Consider the following 19,652-nt stretch of genomic DNA (forward strand, 5'->3'; position numbering starts at 1 on the left):
ATGTACCCCTTTTATGTAATATAACATCTAGTTTTCTTATTGTATCATGATCATTACAATACATCGCTGTTTATCCTTTATTATGAAGTTACTAAGTGAAAATATCCATAATGTACCCTTCTTCTCTCTTAATATGAGTATAAGCTTATCATTTTTTGCAGTAGTATTAATTTTTAGAAAACAACTGTAAAGTTCTAAAAAAAAGAATTGACACCTCATCAAAATCCTCATATAATTTATCTAGAATTAATATATCTTGAATTAAAGATAAATAAATAATAACTATTTGGAGGAGATTTAAAATGGCTAAAACAAAATGGGCTTTAGATCAAACACACAGTGCAGTAGATTTTTCAATCAAACACATGATGATTGCAAATGTTAAAGGTTCTTTCAAAAAATTTGATGCAGTAATCGAAGCTGATACTGCTGATTTAACAACAGCTACGATTGAATTCACAGTAGACCTTGCAAGCATTGATACAAGAAACGAAGACCGTGACAACCACCTTCGTTCAGCTGATTTCTTCGATGTAGAAAATCACCCGGTATTAACGTTTAAAGCAACAAATATCATCAGCGAAGGTGATGGAGATTATTTAATTACTGGTGATCTTACATTAAACGGTATTACTAAATCTGAAACATTAAATGCAACTTACGAAGGTTCTGGAAAAGATCCTTGGGGAAATGAAAAAGCAGGCTTCAGTGTTGAAGGTGTTCTTAAAAGAAGCGAGTATGGTTTAACTTGGAACACAGCATTAGAAACTGGCGGAGTTTTAGTCGGCGATAAAGTAAAAATTCAACTTGAGCTTCAAGCAGCTAAAGCTGAATAAACTCAAACAAAAAGCACTCTGAAATTGATCAGAGTGCTTTCTTTTATCTTGACCGCATAGTATGATTGTGTCACTGATACAATGATTCAGGGGGAAAGTATAGATGAGTGTACATAAAGCTATAACCAAGCATGTGAAGAAACAAAACAGCAGAATTACAGAGTTTATCAGACTGGATCATGAGAGAGAACGATATATTGATATTGCTGTTCAAGATTGTCAGGCTGGTAAAGAGTATAGTGTGACCGAAATAAATGCAATTACAGTAAAAATGAACGAATTAGCCAAGCTGGGAGCTGTTCCTCAAAGAAAGATCGTCACCGCAGAAATGGTTGAAGAATATGCTGGGAAATTGGAAACATCCTGAAGACTTCTTATTCCCAAGGGAAGTCTTCTTTTTCTTTTTTAAATGCCATTTCACCCGTATATTTATAATGGTTTAAGTCGAACCTCTGGTTATTTTGAATGAAAACACCCTCCAATTCCAGTAATTCCTTCTGCCTATTAGCAAGTTCATGATTATGTAAAGCAATCTCACCTTTCGCATTAACCACTCGATGCCATGGCAGCGAATACTTTCCACTCATAGAATGCAGTATTCGGGCTACTTGTCTCGCTCCTCTTTTGCTGCCTGCAATGGCAGCAATCTGACCATAAGTCATTACTCTGCCAGAAGGTATTTGTTTAATAATTTCCAGTACGTTCTCTGTAAAAGGCAGCATACTGAAACACCTACTCTATTATTGCTGTAACTCTCTTAATTGTTTATTTACCAGCTTATAAATATCGACTATCTCATTGAGTCTCATGCGAACAAGTCCACTTGATGAAGGAGCTACAAAATCAATGATTCCTGGTACAACAGAAGTTTCTTGAATACCCCAAGGGATTTTTTTCTTTTTTGCCAGTTGCTCATATACTCCCTTTCCTACATAACAGGCAATTTTAGGCTGGTATGTTTTTAACTTTTCAGCCAGCAGTATTCGTCCATCATTGTATTCTTCTTTGGTTATTTCATCCGCAGCCTTTGTTGGACGTGCCACGATATTTGTTAACCCATAGTTTAACTCTAATAATTCCTGATCTTGTTCAGGCAAATATTGATAAGGTGTCATGCCTGATTCATGGAGGATCTTCCAAAAACGATTGCTGCGGTTTGCAAAATGATGGCCGGTTTCAGATGATTTTATGCTGGGGTTAAAACCAATAAATAACACATCCAAATCCGGGCATATAATATCATTTACTGGTTTCATAATGCACCTCTGTTTAAATAGTTTAGAAAAACACATAGAAAAAGAGCCGAAGTCGACTCTTTTTCAAATTGATTATGCTTCAGTAACGACTACTTTCTCCATTACATCGCCATTATTCATATCTGTTACTGCATCCATGCCTGATGTAACTTTACCAAATACAGTATGCACACCATTTAAGTGCGGCTGTTGCTCGTGTACGATAAAGAATTGGCTTCCGCCTGTATCTTTTCCAGCATGTGCCATTGATAAAGAACCAACTTCGTGCTTATGAGGGTTTCCTTCTGTTTCACATTTGATTGTGTAGCCAGGTCCGCCAGTTCCTGTTCCGTTAGGGCAGCCACCTTGGCTAACAAATCCAGGAATTACACGGTGGAAAGTTAATCCATCATAGAAACCTTCATTTGCAAGCTTTTCGAAGTTTGCAACCGTTCCAGGTGCTTCATTGGGATATAATTCGAATTCTACTTTTTTACCGTTTTGCAGTTGTATGTATCCTTTTTTAGTCATTAAAAGCATCTCCTTTGTTTAAAATCCTCTTACATATTACCATTAAACTGTACAAGAACAAAATTATTTGCAGTTTAATATAGGAAATGCACGGTTTCAGAATCTTATAAATCAACCAAAGAATTCGAAAAATAATAGTAAGATTAGAATAATAATTCCGTAAAATGATAAATGCAAGAAAACAGTAGTTAGATTGTACTTTAGATTATCAAATGAGATCGCTGATTTTTTCGTTCTGGGCCGCATTCTATCACCTTCCTTAATTAAATAGTATCCAAAAATGAGATTTAGGACAATATTATTACGACAAAAAGAGGGGATAGCGGCATTATTCTGCTGAAAAGAGGTCAAAAGAACTAAAAAAATATACAGTTCTTAAATAGGATGAGGTAAATGAAACATACGAATAATTAAAGTATAGCTACATGTAAATCGAGTCCGTTCCATTGCGCTGCGGTTCCTCGCTTTCCGAGGGGAGGAAGCTGAGCCTCCTCGGCAAGCCTGCGGGGTCCCACCTTTTCCTCTACTTCCCTCCGGAGTCGAGGGTCCTCCGCTCCATTTCTCTAACAAATAATCGCAAAATAATAAGAACAACAAAAAATCTAATGTCTAAAAAGCTTTTATAACTTTATTAGATGAATAGTTGTTTTACTCTTTTTAGTTTTATGTTTTTTACACCTTATTCATTTTGGTTTAGGAACTTCTCAATTCTTTCATCCAATTCCTGCAGGCTTTTAAGGGCGCGGTCGTATTCTAGGGTGCGGTAGTGATGTGCACCGCCTGGTTCTTCATCTAATTCGTCCGCTCTTTTGACAATAGATTGCAGCGGAGTACGGATTACTTCGCCACCTGGCATAAATGAGTCAGTGTGGAAAAGGATAGCTAGCGCAATTTCTTTAGCTTTGACCGGATTTTCACCAAGTCTTATAAGCAGTTTATGGGCTCTTTCAGCACCTTTTATGGCGTGGATATCGTTCTTTTTATATAAATCATAATCCCATTTTCCATTTTTATACCAAGTATAATGACCTATGTCATGAAGGAAGCCTGCTTTGGCAGCACTATCTGGATCAACTCCCTGCTCTTTTGCCAGACGAAATGCATGATAACTGACAGCAATAGCATGGGCAAGGCCCGAACGCGTGACATATTTTTGTGCGATTCTGTGCTGATAAATCTCAGTTAAGGTAACATCCCTCATGTTCCACTCTCCTTACCATCGAGAAAGATATCATATAGTCATCTTACATTTTTTTACCCATCTTTTTTTGCTTTAACATAATATCATATGATTTTTCAATGATATCGGTTAGAACGTCTCCTTTATAAACACGTCCAAATTTTGTATTCTCCTGATAATATTCGACGATTTCATCCAACTTATTATTCGTATCTTTTTTTAATCGTACATTTACTTGGATTCTTTGATCTGAACTCATATTTATCACCTCATATAGCATATGATAACATAAATATAGCAAAGTGCTAGCAGTTGTTATCATGAATCAATCTCGCTTATTTACTAAGTATTTTTGCGTTGTCTCGTTTTCCCGCCCATCCAGCCAAAGTTTGGCATTCTTTCGTTCCCTCTGGCATGCATACGGCTAAAAGTGTTATTTAAGTCTTTTATAAGTATAAACATCAGTCAACTCTGCAACTATCAAAAAAATGAACAAGAGACAAACAAAAGATTTTTTAAGGATCACTTGTCTGTCTATTGTTCGTATATTATCTTATATAAAATGATAAACCTTCTATATTTGAGTCAAAAGAATTAATTCTAATTTCCTTTTATTTCTCCCCATTTTTCTTTTAAGAAGTCGCCAAATTGATCGAGTTCTTCTAATCCCTTATTTAAGCCTTCTTTCCATTTTGGCATCTCTTCTTTTAGTTTTCCTTCAATTTTTTCTGCTTGTTCTTTTAACGTTTCTTCAACATCTTTTCGGATTTCTTCTGTGTTCAAACGCTCTTCTGTAAAGTTCTCCATTTCCATATGCTGAACCGATTGCTCCATAATCGCACGGAATACAGGGACAACAGTTTCGGAACTGCTGGTTGATAAATAATGCTCACGATCAGTTTTGTCATAACCGAGCCAGACTGCTCCAACTAAGTTCTTTGTATAGCCGACAAACCACTGATCTTTTGTACCATTAATATCTGCATATGGAAGCTGTGTTGATCCGGTTTTACCGGCAATCTGCACATCGTCCATTTTAGTGCCTGTGCCTGTGCCTGTGCCCTCATCTACAACCCCACGGAGCAGAGTTGTCATCTCTTCAGAAACCTTTTTCGATGTTACTTTAACCGTTATTTTTTTTCTTTCGGCAATTACTTTCCCTGTAGGGCCTTCGATCTTCGTAATAATGTGAGCATCATTTCTTTTTCCTTCATTAGGGAAAGCAGCGTATGCTTCTGCCAGCTTTAACGGGGAAATACCGCTTCGCATGCCGCCTAATCCGATTCCTAAATATTCATCTTCATCTTGCAGGGGAATCCCAAACCGAGTTAAAGCGTCAATTCCCTTTTCTAATCCAATCTCATTTAGAAGCCAGACAGCTGGTGCATTGATTGATTGTTCTATGGCTTTTTTCATTGTTACTTCTCCAGCATATTGCTTTGAAGCATTTTCAGGCTGATAATCACCGTAGGTTTGAAGCTCATCTTTCAGCATAGAATCTCCTGTGTAGCCTTCCTCCAGAGCAGGTGTATATACAGCAAGTGGCTTTAATGTTGAACCAGGCTGCATCTTAATATGTGTAGCTCTGTTAAAACCGCGGAATACATGTTCTCCTCTTCCTCCCACTAAAGCACGAACTCCTCCTGTTGCAGGATCGAGCAGTACGCCTCCGCTTTGAACAATCTCACCGCCCCTGCCTTGTGGGAATAATGAGTCTCTGCTGTAGACAAGTTCTAAACCGGATTGCAGATTTTGATCCAGTTCTGTATATATTTTATAGCCTCTAGTAAAAATCTCTTCTTGTGTTAAACCATACGTATGAATCGCCTCATCAAGAACAGCATCGATATAATATGGATATTTACGTTCCATTGCAGTTCCTGAACCTTCTTTTAATACAATTTTTTCTGCTTTTGCATCGCTGAATTCTTGCTCTGTAATATATCCTAATTCATTCATTTTACTTAATACAACATTTCGCCGCTCCATCGAACGATCATAATTCTTATTCGGATCCAGAACAGATGGTGACTGCAGCAGTCCTGCCAGAACAGCAGCTTCGCTTATGGTGAGTTGTGACGGCTTTTTGCTGAAGTATGTGTTAGCTGCACTGCTGATTCCCCATGCTCCACTGCCAAAGTATACTTGATTTAAATACATTTGCAGGATTTCATCTTTTTCATACTTTTTTTCAATTTCAACTGCTAAGAAAAGCTCCTCTGCTTTACGGCGATACGTCTGTTCTGTTGTTAAAAGAGCGTTTTTTGTTAATTGCTGTGTCAGCGTACTTCCGCCGCCAGTAATTTTCCCTGCAAACAAATTACTGAAAAAGGCCCGTGCGATCCCCTTAACATCAAATCCATTATGCTCATAAAAACGCTCATCCTCAATGGCAATGACTGCATTCATTACATGCTCGGGAATTTCTTCAATTGAGACACCTTCTGCACGATTAGAAGCTAACTTTGCTGCTGCATCTCCATCTTTGTCATATATAACCGTTGACTGTCTGAGTCCATCCTGTAATGTCTCAACATTTGCTGTCGCAGCTAAAAAAGCAAAGAACAAAATGGTAAACAATACTGCCGATAAACCCAGCAATAAAATGATTTGTGTCAGATGGAACTTTTTCCAATAACGTTTTATGTTTTCCCAAACGGGCTGTAATCTGCTCATATCTTTCTCCTTTACAGTACCTTTTGAACTCAATCTTCCTGATGTTAGATACTATTACTATATATTAAACGTAAAATAGAGAGAAAGGTTTCATATATGATCAATAAATCAACAAGTCAATAGGCTGGCAGAATCCTTCAGACATCTTTACGATGTTTTAAGTGGAGTTAAATTCGCTTCTATTTCTGCTCTTTTATGTTCCAGATACGGAGGCAGCGCCAGTTTTTCACCAAGCGTATCTAAGTGTTCATCCTGCAAAAATCCAGGTCCATCTGTAGCCAGTTCAAATAAAATCCTATTTTCATCACGGAAATAAATAGATTTAAAATAATATCTTTCCACGATTCCTGAGTTGCCAATACGTAATTGCTTTAAGTACTCTGCCCACTTGCCCAATTCTTCCTCGTTTTCAACTCTAATGGCAACATGATGCACGCTTCCACGTCCAGGACGCTCTTTCTGCATATCCGGCTGTTCCTCAACATGAATTTCGGCCCCTGTTCCACCTTCTCCTGTTGAAAAAACATAGTAAGTGGTTATGCTGTTTCCTTTTACTCTTGTATATTTCCCACTTTCCTTATATTGGAGAACTTTGGTTAAAATATGTGCTGTTTCTTTTATGCTTTTTACTGTAAGTGCAACCGGACCAAGACCAATTATAGCGTGTTCAGCAGAAACTGGACCTTTTCTCCAAGGCTCTCCTCCTTTGACCCCTCTATTATTCTCATCTGATACAAGTGATAGCCGCTGTCCCTCATGATCTTCAAAGGCAACGACTTTTCTGCCCGCATATTCAGTGATATCATCATGTTTTACTCCGAATTGAACAAACCGATCGATCCAATAGAAGAGTGCACGATCATTTGGAACTCTTAGGGCTGTTTCAGAAATACTACTATGTCCTGGATAAGTTCTCCCGGCATTTTTAATTTCAAAGAAGGTCAAATCAGTGCCGGGTGATCCGCTCTCATCAGCATAGAACAAATGGTACATTGTTGGTTTATCTTGATTTACTGTTTTTTTCACAAGACGCAAACCGAGAATTTCAGTATAAAAATGATAGTTTTTCTGGGCATTTGCTGTTAAAGCTGAGACATGGTGCTGTCCTAGAATTGGTTTTAAGTTCATAGTATCCCACCGCTTTCAATTTATTTACCTAATCTTATTATATCTTACTTCATTACATTTACTTGAGTCATTAAATAACCAGCCAGCACTTTGGAACGTACTCGTGCGGCTGCGTATGGGGGTTTTGCTCTCATTAAGTCTTCAACTGGCATTCCCAGCCAGACAACCTTCTCGTCAAAAATGAGAAATGGAAATGGCAGCGGATTTGGATATTGATCGTTTACCTGTAAAGAATCGATTTTCTGATCAGATAACAAAGTCAATGCGACTCCTTTTCCTCTCTCATTCAGCAGATCTATCCATTCGTCAGGCAATTTATTGCTAGAAGATAGACCAAATATAATCCCTTTATTCGTACGCTGAATATCGGTTTTAACTAGATCAAGCCTTCTTGCATGCAGCCATTTTAAATTCATATGCGGAGTTTGGATCCAGCTTCCAATCTGCTGCTGTGAAACTGCTTGGTGATCCCTTTCTTGATGGGAAACGAGCTTGCGCCATGTTTTTTCTTTTGTTACGGTCTTTTGGACAAAATCTGCATCAGCAATATGAATAAATTTCCCTCTGGATCTTGTAATCGCAACATTTATTAATCTTTCACTATCTTTGCCTGTTAAAAGCATTCCAGGACGAGTATGAGAAAAACTGTCTGTTGAATCAAAAATCATTACGTCCTTTTCACTGCCTTGAAAACGATGAACAGTAGCAGCAAGAATATCCGATTTCTCTAACATCTCACCATAAAATTCATTGAGAAGCTGCTCCATTAGGTTCGCCTGAGAACGATATGGCGTTACATAGCCAATAGATTGAATTCCAGCTGAATATGCTTCATGCAAGACTTGAAAAGATAAAAGCAGATGCCATAAATTCACTCGTGAGCGAGACGTTCTTTCTGTCATCCCGTATGTTCCTGCACCAGCAGAATTCAGCAGGATAGAGGCATTTTGAGGAAATGGCTGAAGTTCTGCAATTGCATTGCGCGCTTGTTCAACCCCTGGAAAATCAGCCACAAGAGAATGATAGACATGCTTATTTGTGAAGGCAGAAATCTGAGGATGCATCCTTCTCTGTTCTTTTAACAGAAATAGGTGAGGATGCAGCTTACCTTCTCCGATCCAATTTGTCACTTTTGCGTGGTGGAAAATATCTTCCTTAAGCCACTGATTGACAATGAGACTGTTTGCTGAGGCAATTGGCGGCAGCTGCTTAAAGTCTCCGCATACGATCACTCTTTTTCCTATGGATGCCGCAAAGGCAATTTGCGGGGTATACGCCATACTTGCTTCATCAATGATAATAACATCAAATTCACTTTCATAAATGCTGGCATCTCTAGCCGCTTTAGAAAGTGTGACACCTACTATTTTTGCTTCTTTTAATAACTTCATTTCCTTCTGACGGATTTTCTCAAGTACATTTGATAGCTTTTTTTCTACAGCCAGCAATGTATCTGTATCTCTTCCGCTAAATGAGTTTGAAAGATCCTGTTTTAATAGCCTTCTTTCCTGTAATAGCTCTTCCTTCTCTTTTCCAATCTGGCTTTGATCGGCAGACAATAGATGAGCAGCTGTCAATTCCGGATGTACAGCAAGCATTTCACCCGTACTCACCCCATAGCGGAGCATATCACCTTCGTGAAATTTGCCTTTCTTTTTCAAAAAAGCAGCCGTTTCGGCCATTAGAACATCTACTGCCTGATTACTCTGGGCGAGGATTAATACTTTTTGATTCTTTAAATATTTATTGGCTGCTGTTCGAGCCAATGTATATGTTTTTCCAGTACCTGGTGGTCCCCATACGTATGTTACTGGATTATATTTGGAGCGAAGAACAAGTTCATGTACATTTGAGCCAGCCTTTTCAGAAGGATGCTTATCCTCCATGTCCGGATTCATGAGACGCTGGACTCTTGCTCGTTTTCTTTTGCTTTTTTTTAATTCTTCCAGTCTTGTATGCAATTCATCTAACAATTCCCATGGATCATAATATAATTGCAGCTGTGATAGTTCATTCCCTAAAAAGGCTTCAAGTGCAAGGATCATATTTTCTCCCTCAGATGAAAGAATCCGTCCCTGCACCTCTCTAGTTCCCCATACAATACGTACTAATGAACCGACCGGAATCTTTATTTGTATTGCCGTTTCAAAGTAATAATTATATTTTTCCTGTTTAGAAAGTAATCTGCCGTTAAAAAGGGTGTATTTTGTACTTCCTTTTGTCTTTAGAAACATAATTTCTGATTGCAATGCTTTTTGCCATTCTTTTATATATGTTTTAACCGTTGTCATTTTATCCCTCAGTATTGTTACTTTTGAAGTAAAAAAAGAAGAGCGAAATCGCTCTTCTTTTTGTTTACATATTATACTTGCAATCCATAGTTTTTGCAAAGTGAGGCAAGACCGCCAGAAAAACCGCTGCCGACAGCATTGAATTTCCAGTCATTGCCGTGTCGGTATAATTCACATACTACCACTGCCGTTTCAATAGAAAAATCTTCGCCTAAGTCAAAACGGAGCAGTTCCTGACCATTTGCTTCATCTACTAAGCGCACAAACGCATTGGAAACTTGTCCAAAGTTTTGCTTTCTTAGTTCTGCATCATGTATGGTAACAGTGATTCCAATACGGTCGACATATGAAGGAATAGATGAAAAGTCAACGATCAGCTGTTCGTCATCTCCATCTCCCTCACCTGTACGGTTATCGCCTGTATGGATAATGGCGCCACTTGGATGCTGAAGGTTATTATAAAAGATAAAATCATGATCATTAACACATTTGTTCTGAGCGTCGACGAGGAATGCAGACGCATCAAGGTCAAAATCCTGTCCACCCTGGTACTTATTTGTATCCCAGCCTAGTCCAATTACCGCTTTAACTAGTCCAGGATTAGTTTTAGTTAAGTCTATTCTCTGTCCTTTTGAAAGCTGAATACCCATTTTCCCTGAGCCGCCTCCTTACTCTTTCTTATAAAGCTAAACTTATACTTGTAAACCAAAATCAGTAGCAATGCGAGCGAGGCCGCCTTGGTAGCCTGAACCTACCGCAGAGAACTTCCACTCGCCTGCATGACGATACAATTCACCAACTACAATAGCTGTTTCAATAGAGAAGTCTTCTCCAAGATCATAGCGAATGATTTCTTCATTTGATTCCTCATTCACGATTCGTACAAAAGCATTTGAAACTTGTCCAAAATTCTGACCGCGGTTTTCACCGTCATGAATCGTAATAACGAAGGAAATTTTTTCGATTCCCGCTGGTACTGCTGATAAATTTACCTTAACTTGCTCGTCATCGCCATCTCCTTCACCTGTACGATTGTCTCCGGTATGTACAACGGAGCCAGCACCGCCTTCAAGCTGGTTGTAGAAGATAAAATCTTTTTCAGACGCACACTTGTTTGATGAATCCAGAAGAAATACACTTGCATCTAAGTCAAAGTCATTTCCACCGTCATATTTGTTTGTATCCCAGCCAAGACCCACAATTACTTTTGATAGCCCTGGATTTGTTTTCGTTAAGTCAACCTTTTGCCCTTTTGATAATGAAATAGCCATTTAAATCATCCTTTCCATGTTTTAAGCAAATTTTAATATCATAATACATTTTTGCAGACTGTTCTAACTAAGATTTTAAGCAGCATAAAGACATAACTGATCTTACTTGCTACTATAATCAATCCTCTTATGCAAACAGTCTTTTTTTCATATGTACACTATTAGTTTAAACGTTATCATTCATTCAGTAAACTGATATGGTCATCAATCTGCAAAATTCTGTCTATTCTTAGGGATCTGCCTATTTTCGCCACATTTTATGGGTAAAACACATATACTGACAATTAACAGGAATAACAAGCAGCAATTGGGGTGGTCATTTTGTTAAAAAAAGAAAATCAGGAAGGATCTCTTAAACTATTTACGAATGAAGAACAGCACCTGACTGATAATAATCAAGATTCCTTTCGTCTTAATTATCTGCAGGATCTCTTGAAACAGCAGACTGTTGTAAATGAACAGCTTTCAGATCATAATCGCACTATGGAGAATAGATTATCTTCCTCTTATCAGGCAATGAATCATCAAGTCCAAGTATTAAAAAGCAGTCATCAAGAACAATATGAAAATGTTTTACATCAGCTGCAGGTACAAGATACATTATTATCAAAATTAATTCTATTTACCGAAAAGCAAGAGAACAATAATGCCATAATCATGGAGCGCTTATCTTCCTTAGAAAAATCAAATACTACAATCGTTCAACTGCTTCAGCAAGAAGAAACCCTTCATGAAGAGATGTTAAATCAGTTGCACTATCAAGATGCCTCAACTCAAAGCTTAGCACGTAAACTGGATGTTCTGGAAACATTTTCTGAACAGCTGACTGAAAAAATGGCAACTCAGGAATTAGTGAATGAAGAACTAGATAAAAAGATGGATGTTCAAGAAATGTTCCATAACACTGTTATGGAAAGACTTGATCAGCAGGAAGCTTTAACAGATAAAATTATGCGGCAGCTGGATTCTCTTAAATCGGCCATTTACGAAAGATCATCCTATCTTTCGGAGAAATTTGAAACACAATTTAAACTCATTGCAAAGCCAGTACAGAGCTTTTTTCTAAAACAAACAGATATGAAAGACGAAGAGCAGAAAAAGATTTAATCATACAAAAAAACCCAATGCTCTTCATTAAATACTGAGCATTGGGCTTATCTATAAAACTTTTAAACATTAGCTTTTACAAACTATGTATTAGTTTAGTCTAAAATTTTTACATTTACTGTTTTTCTTCCCCAGTTAAGTGCATCTTGCTTTTCTGCCATGAATACGTCAATTTTTTTGCCTTTAATGGCTCCGCCAGTATCTCCTGCAATTGCTTCTCCATAGCCTTCAACATATACTCTGCTTCCAAGTGGGATTACCGAAGGATCAACGGCAATAACCTTTTGATTCGGGTTCTGTTTTAAATTAATGCCCGTTGCTGTTGTACCAGAACAGCCATTACAGCTTGCTGTATACGCAGTAGCCTCTACTGAAAGCTCTTTTAAAACACCCTCACTTGCTGTTTTGACAGGCTGAGATTCTGCTGTCTTAACTGTGCTGCCACCCTCATTGGCTGCTGAAGCAGTTGACCCAGGGAAAATGACAATCTTTTGACCTAATACAATAATGTCACCTTTTAATTGATTCCATTCTTTTAATTGCTTAACAGTGACTTCATTCGCTTTGGCTATACTCCAAAGTGTATCTCCTTTTTCCACTGTATGTGCTTTCTCTCTATGAATATCCAAAACTTGATTAACGACAATTTTATCTGATGACAGGCTGTTCCAATCCTTAATTTGTTCAACACTGACATCATATTCTCCTGAAAGCTTCCAAAGTGTATCTCCTTTTTGGACGGTCACTTCCTCAGCTTGTACGGCTGCACCTGCTGTACTGAAAAAAACAGCAGCTGCTGCCATGGTTACGAATGATTTTTTCATGTTGTACCTCCTCGTATAGCTTGTATTCGCTAACGGGAATAATCATAACATGAAAATCGTTCAAAAAAAGAACAGCTGTTTTATAATACAGTTACAGTTATAACAGGAACATAACAGCGAGATGACGAAGAGTTTGAAAATTCAATCAAATTCGTTATGCTGTTTTTAATGGAAATACAATATTGAAGGTGGTTCCTTTGTTAAGTTCACTTTCAATATACACCTTGCCATTATGGCTTTCTATTATTTTAAAACTAACCATTAAGCCCAATCCATTTCCATTTTTCTTAGTTGTATAAAATGGATCTCCAATTTTCATCAATTTATCCTGCGGAATCCCAACACCAGTATCTTGAATTGAAATGGTCATTTTATCAGCTAAATTTTCAATCTTTATCTTAATCGTCCCTCCGCCAGGCATCGCTTCAATTCCATTTTTAATAAAATTTAAAAATACTTGCTTGAGGCGATTTTCATCACATTCAATTTGGATGATAGGTTCCTCAGGTTCAAAATGGATGTTCACATTCCGCTTCCTAGCTTCGAATTCTAATAAAGAAATGACATTTTCAATGATATGAATAATGTTTTTTTCTTCTAGTTGAATAGCCTTTGGCTTTGCCAGCACCATAAAATCCTCTACTATCGTATCTACACGGTCAATTTCATCTAAGATAATGTCAATAAACTCTCTGCGTTCATCATTTTGTTCATCTAATTGAAGAAACTCAGCATAACCCTTCATGGATGTAAGAGGATTGCGGATTTCATGTGCAACTCCCGCAGCAAGCTGGCCAACAGCAGCCAGTTTATCCTGTCTATGCAATAATTCCTCTGACTGTTTTCTTTCTGTAATATCATTTCTGATTGCTAAATATTGATATGGTTTTCCGGATTCATTTAGAAAGGGGACGATCGTTGTATCTACCCAATAAAACGAGCCATCCTTCGCCCGATTTCGAATCTCCCCTTTCCATACCTTTCCGTTTCCGATGGTCTTCCAAAGATCCTTGAAAAATGAAGAAGAATGATAGCCAGAATTCAATATAGAATGATCCTGTCCAATCAGTACCTCTCTTGAGTACTTTGATATTTCACATAGCTTATCATTTACAGAAAGAATCTTCCCTTTTGCATCCGTTAAAGCGACAATCGACGACTGATTTAAGGCAAAAGTGATATCACTTACTTCCTTTAAACTTTCTTTCAAATTAATTTCTGCAGTTTTTAACGGTGTAATATCAGTGCGGATTGCTACATATTGGTATGGTTTCCCATTTGCATTTAAAAAGGGAACGATTGTTGTTTCAACCCAATAAAGACTTCCATCTTTTGCTCTGTTTTGGATTTCCCCTCTCCATGTTCCGCCTGAAGAAATGGTAGTCCAAAGATCTTCAAAAAAAGATGATGGATGATAATTAGAATTAAGAATACTATGCGTCTTCCCAATCAATTCTTCTCTTGAATATTTAGAAATCTCAACAAACTTGTCATTTACATATGTGATGACACCTTTGGGATCTGTAATAGCGACAATCGATGATTTGTCTAATGCAGATTGTATATCAGTAAGAAGATGATCGCTGGCAGAGAGTTTTTTATTCGTGACAGAGCTAGACCCTACCATACCGCCAAGAATGACAAACCCAACAAATGTAAGCAAATAGATGACATAAGAGCCAGGTTCAATATTTTTTAAAGGCTGAAATGCTGACTGAATGGAAGAAGCCCTGATCAGCAGCAGATAGCCTTCAATATTTGCGCAAGTCATAATCAGTGCACTAACTGGCTTTAACCAGCTGCGATACCTTTTTGAAACATGCTTTTTGAAAAACAAAAGCCAAAGTGAAAATGAAAATGATAAAAAAATCAACAATACGGAAATCATTAAAAGAATCGGATGAAACGTAATTAACTTACCAATAGCAAACATGCCTGTTACATGAATGGCTAATACAGCCAAAGTTAAGAAAAATCCGCCAACAAGGATTCTTCGATATGACATCTCTTTATCAATGATATTCAAAAAAGCCAAACCGGTAAAACAAATGCCAAACAGCATGGATAAAATGATGAAAATGATATGATAATTGCCTGATCCTTCAATATTAAGTGCAAGCATTCCAATAAAGTTCATCAGCCAGATACCTATGCCTAATGAAAATGTTCCACCCATAAACATAAACTTTCTATTGTTTTCTTTAGAATGTATTAAACTGAACAAGTCAAGAGCTGTATAGGTTGCCATAAAGGTAAGACCAATAGCTACTAATATTAAAATAGGGCTGAAGGAAATAATGTCATTCATTAAAATAAGTCAGACTCCTTTTTCTAAGCTTTCAATATTGATTGTAATGGAAACACATTCTAGATGGAAGAGGATTTTCCAAATGACAAAATAAGCGGCAAATATTAATTTTCAAAAAAATAAGAAAAAAACCTACACAAGAAAGAAAATGTACAGTATACTGTATCATAACAGATAATAAATCAAAATTCTGTACTATAAAAAGGAGTGTTTGTTATGATGCAAAGTCCAGTTGAATTCTTTCGGAACCTGCCTAAGAAACAATGCCCAGAATGCGGCCAACCTTTTTCGGAACAAGCTGAATCCTATTTAATAGAATGCCAGGAATGCACGAATAAACATATTAATAAATAAAGCTTGTCCTTATTTTAATACTCTCCTGAATATTGATTAAAGCAGTTGATTGTGTTTTTACCATTTTTTTAAGCTAATTTGAGTATTAAAGCTGTTAACAATCATATTTAGGAGGCTGGGACATAAGTATTTAACACTCTCATAGAACCGAATGGTTAGGAAGTCATCTTTGAATTGCCCCGTAAATGTTAGACACCAAACTAACATTTACGGGGTGTTTTTATGGCTAAATTTAAAATGGAAGAGAAGATAAAAATTGTATTAAGGTATTTAGAGGGACAGGAAAGCTATAAACAGATTGGGGATGAACAAAAAGTTAGTCCATCTGTTATCCATGAATGGGTCAAACTTTATGAACAACAAGGGGTGGAAGCCTTTATGAAGCCCTATACAATTTATCCTAGGGAGTTTAAACTGAAGGTACTTAATTATATGATCGAACTGGGTGCCTCTTCTGGTGACGCTGCTGGTGTTTTCAACGTTTCATCTGGCATGATTCGAAGCTGGAGAAGAGCTTTTGAAACTGGAGGAATGGAAGCCCTAAAAACAAAGAAAAAGGGGCAGCTATCCATGAAAAAGAAATCAAACTCAAACAACAAGGAATCACAGCCAGTGGAAGGCTCAATCGAAAGTCTTCGTGCTGAAAATGAACGTTTACGCATGGAAAATGCCTACCTAAAAAAGTTAAACGCTTTAGTTCAGGAACAGGAAAAATTACAAACAAAATCAAAGCGCAAGTAATTTTTGAATTAAAGCATAGATTTGATGTAGTGGAGTTAGTTAAAGTCGCAGACATTCCACGCAGTACGTATTATTATTGGGAAAAACGATTACATCGCGAAGATAAGTACACCAAGGTAAAAGAGGCGATTACAGCTATTTATCATGCGCATAAAGGGCGTTATGGGTACCGTCGTATCGCCAAAGAATTGAAGAAGAAAAAGAATATTCATCATGATCCCAAGACCATTCATCGATTGATGAATGAGATGGGGTTAAAATGTGAGGTAAGGATGAAAAAGTACCGTTCTTACCGCGGACTAGCTGGGGAAACAGCGCCGAATCTATTGAATCGCGATTTTAGCGCAGTCAAGATGAATAAAAAATGGGTAACAGATGTGACAGAATTTCATCTATTTGGGGAGAAACGTTATTTATCCCCCGTCTTGGATTTATGTAATGGAGAAATTATTGCCTATAAAGTCATGAATCGTCCTGTGTATTCTCTTATCGGAGAGATGCTTGAAGACGCAATAAAAAGGATAAAAACTGGTGATGAAGTCATTCTCCATTCAGATCAAGGGTGGCATTATCGGACGAGTCAGTACCAGAGAAAATTAAGAGAACATGGGATACGACAAAGTATGTCTCGTAAAGGTAATTGTTTAGATAATGCAGTGATCGAAAATTTCTTTGGCTTATTAAAGTCTGAGCTACTCTACTTACAAGAGTTTGAAAGTATGGAGCATTTTGAGCGTGAATTAGATGAATATATTCATTACTACAATCACAAACGTATGAAGGTAAAATTAAGAGACCTAAGTCCAGTTGAATACCGGACTCAGGTCTTGAAAGTAGCATAATTTTATGTCTAACTTTATTGGGTCAGTTCACTTTCTAATCATTCGGATTTTTTATGATTATAAAATATATTTTATTAACATGAGTGAAATGGAGCGGAGGACACTCGACTCCTGTGGGCAATAGAGGAAAAGGTGAGACCCCGCAGGAGCTTTTGCTCCGAGGATGCTCAGCTTCCTCCCCACGGAAAGCGAGGGTCCGCAGCGCAGGTGGAACGGGCTTATGTAAACTCGTAAACCATGAATATGGATATTCGTGTTTTAGAAATAGTATTTTCGTTTTGTGCCATCCTCATTTTTAATTTGATTATTTAGAAAAATCTATAAAAAAGACAATCTATCATGTATAATAGTTAGAGTATCGAAATAAAAAGGCAAATAGGAGGATTATAATGGAACAAACTATTTCTAAAAGACTTCATCGTTCAGAAGTGCCTGAAAAGCTAACATGGGATTTAACCGCTTTATTTCCCTCTGATGAAAGCTGGCATCAAGCTGTATCAGCCATTGAGAATACTTTACCGGAAGTAACTTCCTATAAAGGTAAGTTACATGAAAGCAGCGAGACTTTATTAGAATGTCTGCTTGCATATGAAAATCTGATGATCTCATTTATACAAGCTTCTACATATGCTTCACTTAAACAATCAGGCGATGGCACAAATTCAGAAAACCAAGCCAATTCTTCGGTTATCGCTTCATTGCAGGCAAAAGTAAGTGCAAATCTTTCATTCATAGAATCAGAAATTCTTCAATACCCTGAAGGAAAAGTTGAAGAACTTGTTAAAAACGATCTGCGGTTTTCACCTTTTGCTCGTTTTCTTACTGACTTGCTGCAATCGAAAAAGCACCGTTTATCACCAGAAACCGAAGAAGCATTAGCATCTCTTGGCGAAGTTCATGGTGCTCCTTACAGAATCTACAATTCTGCAAAGCTAGCTGACATGCCATTTGATAATTTCACTGATGGTGATGGGAATGTGCTTCCCAATTCGTTTGCCCTTTATGAAGATAAATATGAATTTTCACCAAAAGCAGATGTAAGAAGAAATGCTTTTAAAGCTTTTTCATCCACCCTTCATCACTATAAAAATACCTTTGCAGCTGCCTATTCAGCTGAAGTGAAAAAGCAGGTTGCTCTATCTACATTGCGGGGGTACGAGTCTGTTACACAAATGCTGCTAGATTCTCAGGATGTTACGGAAGAGATGTATCATAACCAGCTTGACATTATTCAGACGGAGCTTGCTCCGCATATGAGGAAATTCGCAAGCCTTAAGAAAAGGATTCTTGGCCTTGAGGAAATGCATTTTGCAGATTTAAAAGCTCCACTTGATCCGGATTTCAACCCAAATACAAGCTATGAAGAAGCATGTGAAACAATAATTGACTCTTTACAGGTGATGGGTTCAGAATATAGTGAGATTATGAAAAAAGGATTAACAGAGAGATGGGTTGATTTATCTGATAATATCGGAAAATCAACAGGAGCCTTCTGCTCAAGTCCATACGGAGCACATCCATATATCCTGATGACTTGGACTGATACCATGCGCGGAGCATTTGTCCTTGCTCATGAACTTGGTCATGCCGGACACTTTTATTTGGCAAATAAAGAACAGCGCGTCATGAGTACTAGACCTTCCACTTATTTTGTAGAAGCTCCATCCACATTAAATGAACTATTGCTCGCACAGCATTTAATGTCCAATACCACTGACGTTAAAATGAAAAGATGGGTAATCCTCCAGCTGCTTGGAACGTACTATCACAACTTCGTAACCCATCTGTTAGAAGGAGCATTTCAGCGTAAAGTTTATGACTTGGCGGAAAAAGGCATTCCTCTCACAGCTGCAAAATTATGTGCTGAGAAGAAAGCTGTGCTGACTTCCTTCTGGGGAGATGACGTAGTAATTGATGATGACGCAGCCTTAACATGGATGCGACAGCCTCACTATTACATGGGATTATATCCATATACGTACTCTGCCGGGTTAACTGCTTCAACCGCAATGGCCATTAAAATCCGCGAAGACGGATCAGAAGCTGTTGAAAGCTGGTTAAATGTATTAAAAGCAGGCGGAACAAAAAAACCATTAGACCTTCTTCAAATGGCTGGAATTGATATGTCTCAGCCTGAGCCAATTAAAAGTGCTGTGCAATATGTTGGAACACTTATAAAAGAATTAGAGGAAAGTTTCCAATAAGAAGGACGCAAAAAACCCTCTCCGTATTCGGAGGGGGTTTTTCACTTTGGAAGGGAAAAATCAGCAGCACTCTTTTTTTCCTCCACATAAAGTGCAAGTGTAACATGATCTAATAAATAGAATT

18 protein-coding genes are annotated in these 19,652 nt (G+C 37.6%); 6 read left to right on the plus strand and 12 right to left on the minus strand.

Going from position 1 to position 19,652, the window contains the following annotated elements:
- Positions 1 to 302 precede the first annotated feature (302 nt).
- Together F7732_RS04715 and F7732_RS04720 are read left to right on the plus strand one after the other, a co-directional pair.
- Positions 303 to 836 carry a YceI family protein gene (locus tag F7732_RS04715; protein WP_151572498.1) on the plus strand — a complete coding sequence of 178 codons (534 nt, stop codon included), beginning with the start codon at positions 303 to 305 and terminating at the stop codon, positions 834 to 836.
- A 103-nt stretch (positions 837 to 939) separates the two neighbouring features.
- On the plus strand, positions 940 to 1,203 hold the full coding sequence (locus F7732_RS04720; RefSeq protein WP_151572500.1) for a YpbS family protein: 264 nt from the start codon (positions 940 to 942) through the stop codon (positions 1,201 to 1,203).
- A 7-nt stretch (positions 1,204 to 1,210) separates the two neighbouring features.
- On the opposite strand, the gene F7732_RS04725 is transcribed toward F7732_RS04720, so the two are convergent.
- The 10 genes from F7732_RS04725 to F7732_RS04770 all read right to left on the minus strand — a co-directional run bounded on the left by F7732_RS04725 (position 1,211) and on the right by F7732_RS04770 (position 11,148).
- The gene (locus F7732_RS04725; RefSeq protein ID WP_192912997.1) at positions 1,211 to 1,555 is read right to left on the minus strand and encodes an MGMT family protein; all 345 of its coding nucleotides are present in this window, start codon (positions 1,553 to 1,555) and stop codon (positions 1,211 to 1,213) included.
- A gap of 21 nt (positions 1,556 to 1,576) precedes the next feature.
- Entirely contained in the window at positions 1,577 to 2,092 is a 516-nt protein-coding gene (gene mug, locus F7732_RS04730; RefSeq protein ID WP_151572504.1) for a G/U mismatch-specific DNA glycosylase, read from the minus strand.
- Positions 2,093 to 2,164: 72 nt separating this feature from the next.
- Complete coding sequence (locus F7732_RS04735) at positions 2,165 to 2,602, minus strand: peptidylprolyl isomerase (RefSeq protein ID WP_066445226.1); 438 nt, start codon at positions 2,600 to 2,602, stop codon at positions 2,165 to 2,167.
- 679 nt (positions 2,603 to 3,281) lie between these two features.
- Positions 3,282 to 3,803 carry an HD domain-containing protein gene (locus F7732_RS04740; RefSeq protein ID WP_151572506.1) on the minus strand — a complete coding sequence of 174 codons (522 nt, stop codon included), beginning with the start codon at positions 3,801 to 3,803 and terminating at the stop codon, positions 3,282 to 3,284.
- A 43-nt stretch (positions 3,804 to 3,846) separates the two neighbouring features.
- Positions 3,847 to 4,041, minus strand: coding sequence for a hypothetical protein (locus F7732_RS04745; RefSeq protein WP_066451587.1), 195 nt, complete (start codon positions 4,039 to 4,041; stop codon positions 3,847 to 3,849).
- A 341-nt stretch (positions 4,042 to 4,382) separates the two neighbouring features.
- Positions 4,383 to 6,458 (minus strand): transglycosylase domain-containing protein, encoded by a 2,076-nt coding sequence (locus F7732_RS04750; RefSeq protein WP_151572508.1) that lies wholly within the window; start codon positions 6,456 to 6,458, stop codon positions 4,383 to 4,385.
- A gap of 147 nt (positions 6,459 to 6,605) precedes the next feature.
- The gene (locus F7732_RS04755) at positions 6,606 to 7,586 is read right to left on the minus strand and encodes a ring-cleaving dioxygenase (RefSeq protein WP_151572510.1); all 981 of its coding nucleotides are present in this window, start codon (positions 7,584 to 7,586) and stop codon (positions 6,606 to 6,608) included.
- 44 nt (positions 7,587 to 7,630) lie between these two features.
- Positions 7,631 to 9,877, minus strand: a complete 2,247-nt coding sequence (locus F7732_RS04760; RefSeq protein ID WP_151572512.1) for an AAA domain-containing protein — start codon at positions 9,875 to 9,877, stop codon at positions 7,631 to 7,633.
- 71 nt (positions 9,878 to 9,948) lie between these two features.
- The gene (locus F7732_RS04765; protein ID WP_151572514.1) at positions 9,949 to 10,527 is read right to left on the minus strand and encodes a TerD family protein; all 579 of its coding nucleotides are present in this window, start codon (positions 10,525 to 10,527) and stop codon (positions 9,949 to 9,951) included.
- A 42-nt stretch (positions 10,528 to 10,569) separates the two neighbouring features.
- On the minus strand, positions 10,570 to 11,148 hold the full coding sequence (locus F7732_RS04770; RefSeq protein ID WP_066445207.1) for a TerD family protein: 579 nt from the start codon (positions 11,146 to 11,148) through the stop codon (positions 10,570 to 10,572).
- A gap of 321 nt (positions 11,149 to 11,469) precedes the next feature.
- On the opposite strand from F7732_RS04770, the gene F7732_RS04775 reads away from it, so the two are divergent.
- On the plus strand, positions 11,470 to 12,255 hold the full coding sequence (locus tag F7732_RS04775) for a hypothetical protein (protein ID WP_151572516.1): 786 nt from the start codon (positions 11,470 to 11,472) through the stop codon (positions 12,253 to 12,255).
- 95 nt (positions 12,256 to 12,350) lie between these two features.
- Here F7732_RS04775 and F7732_RS04780 read toward each other — a convergent pair whose 3' ends face one another.
- On the minus strand, positions 12,351 to 13,079 hold the full coding sequence (locus F7732_RS04780; protein WP_151572518.1) for a LysM peptidoglycan-binding and 3D domain-containing protein: 729 nt from the start codon (positions 13,077 to 13,079) through the stop codon (positions 12,351 to 12,353).
- A gap of 154 nt (positions 13,080 to 13,233) precedes the next feature.
- Entirely contained in the window at positions 13,234 to 15,387 is a 2,154-nt protein-coding gene (locus F7732_RS04785) for a PAS domain-containing protein (RefSeq protein ID WP_151572520.1), read from the minus strand.
- Positions 15,388 to 15,603: 216 nt separating this feature from the next.
- On the opposite strand from F7732_RS04785, the gene yhfH reads away from it, so the two are divergent.
- The 3 genes from yhfH (at position 15,604) to pepF (ending at position 19,528) form a co-directional block, all read left to right on the plus strand.
- Positions 15,604 to 15,741 carry a protein YhfH gene (yhfH, locus tag F7732_RS04790; protein WP_151572522.1) on the plus strand — a complete coding sequence of 46 codons (138 nt, stop codon included), beginning with the start codon at positions 15,604 to 15,606 and terminating at the stop codon, positions 15,739 to 15,741.
- A 222-nt stretch (positions 15,742 to 15,963) separates the two neighbouring features.
- Positions 15,964 to 17,324 (plus strand): IS3 family transposase gene (locus tag F7732_RS04795; protein WP_151572524.1). Its coding sequence is split into 2 segments (ribosomal slippage): positions 15,964 to 16,450 and positions 16,450 to 17,324, totalling 1,362 coding nucleotides; the frame shifts between segments, so codons are not numbered across the junction.
- A 389-nt stretch (positions 17,325 to 17,713) separates the two neighbouring features.
- On the plus strand, positions 17,714 to 19,528 hold the full coding sequence (gene pepF, locus F7732_RS04805; protein WP_151572528.1) for an oligoendopeptidase F: 1,815 nt from the start codon (positions 17,714 to 17,716) through the stop codon (positions 19,526 to 19,528).
- Positions 19,529 to 19,652: the final 124 nt, after the last annotated feature.

It is taken from the genome of Bacillus mesophilum (assembly GCF_008923265.1).
In the GTDB taxonomy this organism is placed as follows: domain Bacteria; phylum Bacillota; class Bacilli; order Bacillales; family Cytobacillaceae; genus Cytobacillus; species Cytobacillus mesophilum.

What these genes read in the sequence shown, in the direction of transcription:
- F7732_RS04715 (WP_151572498.1), top strand. Translation starts at nt 303, where the DNA reads ATGGCTAAAACAAAATGGGCTTTAGATCAAACACACAGTGCAGTAGAT.
- F7732_RS04720 (WP_151572500.1), top strand. Translation starts at nt 940, where the DNA reads ATGAGTGTACATAAAGCTATAACCAAGCATGTGAAGAAACAAAACAGC.
- mug (WP_151572504.1), bottom strand. Translation starts at nt 2,092, where the DNA reads ATGAAACCAGTAAATGATATTATATGCCCGGATTTGGATGTGTTATTT.
- F7732_RS04735 (WP_066445226.1), bottom strand. Translation starts at nt 2,602, where the DNA reads ATGACTAAAAAAGGATACATACAACTGCAAAACGGTAAAAAAGTAGAA.
- F7732_RS04740 (WP_151572506.1), bottom strand. Translation starts at nt 3,803, where the DNA reads ATGAGGGATGTTACCTTAACTGAGATTTATCAGCACAGAATCGCACAA.
- F7732_RS04745 (WP_066451587.1), bottom strand. Translation starts at nt 4,041, where the DNA reads ATGAGTTCAGATCAAAGAATCCAAGTAAATGTACGATTAAAAAAAGAT.
- F7732_RS04750 (WP_151572508.1), bottom strand. Translation starts at nt 6,458, where the DNA reads ATGAGCAGATTACAGCCCGTTTGGGAAAACATAAAACGTTATTGGAAA.
- F7732_RS04755 (WP_151572510.1), bottom strand. Translation starts at nt 7,586, where the DNA reads ATGAACTTAAAACCAATTCTAGGACAGCACCATGTCTCAGCTTTAACA.
- F7732_RS04760 (WP_151572512.1), bottom strand. Translation starts at nt 9,877, where the DNA reads ATGACAACGGTTAAAACATATATAAAAGAATGGCAAAAAGCATTGCAA.
- F7732_RS04765 (WP_151572514.1), bottom strand. Translation starts at nt 10,527, where the DNA reads ATGGGTATTCAGCTTTCAAAAGGACAGAGAATAGACTTAACTAAAACT.
- F7732_RS04770 (WP_066445207.1), bottom strand. Translation starts at nt 11,148, where the DNA reads ATGGCTATTTCATTATCAAAAGGGCAAAAGGTTGACTTAACGAAAACA.
- F7732_RS04780 (WP_151572518.1), bottom strand. Translation starts at nt 13,079, where the DNA reads ATGAAAAAATCATTCGTAACCATGGCAGCAGCTGCTGTTTTTTTCAGT.
- F7732_RS04785 (WP_151572520.1), bottom strand. Translation starts at nt 15,387, where the DNA reads ATGAATGACATTATTTCCTTCAGCCCTATTTTAATATTAGTAGCTATT.
- yhfH (WP_151572522.1), top strand. Translation starts at nt 15,604, where the DNA reads ATGATGCAAAGTCCAGTTGAATTCTTTCGGAACCTGCCTAAGAAACAA.
- pepF (WP_151572528.1), top strand. Translation starts at nt 17,714, where the DNA reads ATGGAACAAACTATTTCTAAAAGACTTCATCGTTCAGAAGTGCCTGAA.